This window comes from Peribacillus sp. CSMR9, from assembly GCF_033141925.1.
Taxonomy (GTDB): domain Bacteria; phylum Bacillota; class Bacilli; order Bacillales; family DSM-1321; genus Peribacillus; species Peribacillus simplex_A.
Window position 1 is genome coordinate 1 of sequence record NZ_JAOPHO010000153.1, and the last position, 2,479, is coordinate 2,479.

3 protein-coding genes are annotated in these 2,479 nt (G+C 36.1%); all 3 read right to left on the reverse strand.

Going from position 1 to position 2,479, the window contains the following annotated elements; all coding sequences use genetic code 11:
• Positions 1 to 626, reverse strand: a 626-nt coding sequence (locus N9I19_RS24405; RefSeq protein WP_317779280.1) for a sulfotransferase family 2 domain-containing protein, incomplete at its 3' end; no start/stop codon positions are given.
• Between the two features lie 38 nt (positions 627 to 664).
• Positions 665 to 1,378 carry a glycosyltransferase gene (locus tag N9I19_RS24410; protein WP_317779281.1) on the reverse strand — a complete coding sequence of 238 codons (714 nt, stop codon included), beginning with the start codon at positions 1,376 to 1,378 and terminating at the stop codon, positions 665 to 667.
• 60 nt (positions 1,379 to 1,438) lie between these two features.
• Positions 1,439 to 2,347, reverse strand: coding sequence for an NAD-dependent epimerase/dehydratase family protein (locus N9I19_RS24415; RefSeq protein ID WP_317779282.1), 909 nt, complete (start codon positions 2,345 to 2,347; stop codon positions 1,439 to 1,441).
• Positions 2,348 to 2,479 lie beyond the last annotated feature (132 nt).

Sequence of the window (2,479 nt, forward strand, 5' to 3'; positions counted from 1 at the left end):
TTATAGAGTTCCATATCCATTGCGTTATATTTTTTAATCAAATTTATTATATCCGATGGCACTTCCTCTTTTGTCAAACGATTTTTTGTAATATTTTTTCTAGTGTAATGGATATCTCCCCATGCATATTCCTTTTTTAGGCAAAAAAGTGTTTCATTGAACATCTCAGTGATACCAACCACTGAAAATGTCATTAGGTTTTCTTTGGCTTTTTTAATATCAGGATAATCCGGATCACCACTTACTAACATGGTTTGTAAATTTTGGGCTTCAGGATCCTTTAATACAAATTCCTCTAGGGTCATGTCTCTAACTCTCTCATATCCTGGTTGGTTTTTCAAAAAGAAATATAAGGATATAACACGGTCTACTGGATCACGTAACATCGTAAAGTAATTGGAGGGTTTTGAAAAATGCTGATGTATTCCATAATAGTAATGCCCCGCTACAGCTTTGATTTTTTTCTTTTCCTCTTCCTCTAATTGATCAACATTTTTAATCTTATATTCGTAAGAATCATGATCGAATATTTCATTAACTTCATATTGTTTTCTCAAGATTTCACTTAAGGTCGTTCCCCCTGTTTTGGGGACATGCATAAATATATCGAGAAGTTCTTCAGACATAATGATTTCCTCCATTTCTTGTTATAAAAAAAGTCTGCTTATAAATTCTTTAAATTTTTTTTAAGAATCGGCCGGTAATGGCTTTCAATCGTGATAATGTCTTTTAACATTTCAGGTTGGAATCTGCTTGTACCCGATTCTTCATGTATCCTGAACTTTGTTAAGACTTCATCCAAATAATACATTTTAAAACCATTTACCAATATACGAAGCCACATTTCATAATCATGTGTATAACGATGATATGGATTGAAATAACCAACCACATCGAATACATCTTTCTTCAAAACCACTGTACAGCCATTCACGGCATTACGAAGTAAAAAAGCATGGTACACCCCGTTTTCAATATCGGAAAAGCGTTCTCCGGTCCAAGGAAGAGTGACATCATCATTTTTATCAATACAATCAAAATTCGTAAAACTCACATCTGCGTTATGTTCGAGCATAAACGAAATCTGCAAAGACACCTTTTCTGACAAGAAATAATCATCCGAGCTTAACCAAGCGACATATTCTCCCGTAGCAGCACGTATCCCATGATTCAAAGCTGTCGCAGTTCCCCCGTTCTCTTTTCTTAAGTAACGGATCTTCTCCAAGAACGGCTCGATTTTTTCAGTGAAAATTGTCGAACCATCATCTACGACAATAACCTCTAAATTCTTATAGGTTTGATCAAGCGCACTTTGAATGGCTTGATCTATATAGGGGCAATTATAAAATGGAATAATGATTGATACTTTCGGCTCCATTGCCTTCCCTCCTGAGAAACATTTTACATAAAGTATTTTTCTAACTGCTTCCATTTAATTTCAGCACTTTTCCTTTAATTCGCGATGAAAGGAAAGAATGTCCATTAAAGATGATTCAAGTGGGATACTTGGCTTCCACCCCAAATTCACGAGCTTAATAGGATTGATTGCCATTTTATTTTCGATTAAATCATTTCGTTGGGAATTCACCTTAATTTCACCTGTTGTTACCGCCCTATAGCCTTCAATGATGTCTTCTAAAGAACGATTAGTACCTGAAGCAACATCGTATGTTTCTCCAGACTGTCCCCTTCTCAAAAGAAGGTCATAAGCTCTCACTGCATCTCTTACATCCAGGAAATCACGTTGAACATTCGGATTATCGACCTCAAGGACCTTTTCCGTTCCCATCTTTTCCATCTCTGCAATTTTTTTTGCGAAAATGGAACAAACCCCATTGGATAGTCCGGGTCCAATTAGATTGGATGGTTTTGCAATGATGATATCCATGTTATATAAAACGGCCCATGATTTTGCTATAAGTACTTGAAGTGTTTTACTTAAACTATAAGGATGGGGAATAGAGGAAATGGAAATGGGATCAATTTGAAGAGCTGAGCCGACTATCACGATTTTACAAGCTGGACTTTGTTTACGAATGGCATCGATTAAATATGCAGTGGACATGGTGTTTGCCTCCAAAGTTGAAACGGGTTCCAACCATGATTCCCCAACGTGGTTTTGTCCAGCTAAATGGAGAAGGTACTGAGGTTTGGTCCTTTTGATGAGGTTGTTTACATCGTTTCCATTTGTCAGATCACAACTTTCTGCATGTATCTTACCTTCAATATTCAGCTTTTTTCTTGAAACCGCCGTAATATCAAATCCTGATTTCAGGAAGTGTGCGCATGCATGCCTACCCGTAAACCCATTAGCCCCTGTGATTATTAATTTTCCTTGTTGATTCATCGATTTCTCATCCAATCACTATTGATGTTAATATTCACACTTTTACCAACTTAATGGTTTCGCCTATTTTTCGAAATCCTTATAAAACTCATAATTTATGTTTTAGTAATCATCATTTAGAGTCATGATTAA

What these genes read in the sequence shown, in the direction of transcription:
- N9I19_RS24415 (WP_317779282.1), bottom strand. Translation starts at nt 2,347, where the DNA reads ATGAATCAACAAGGAAAATTAATAATCACAGGGGCTAATGGGTTTACG.
- N9I19_RS24410 (WP_317779281.1), bottom strand. Translation starts at nt 1,378, where the DNA reads ATGGAGCCGAAAGTATCAATCATTATTCCATTTTATAATTGCCCCTAT.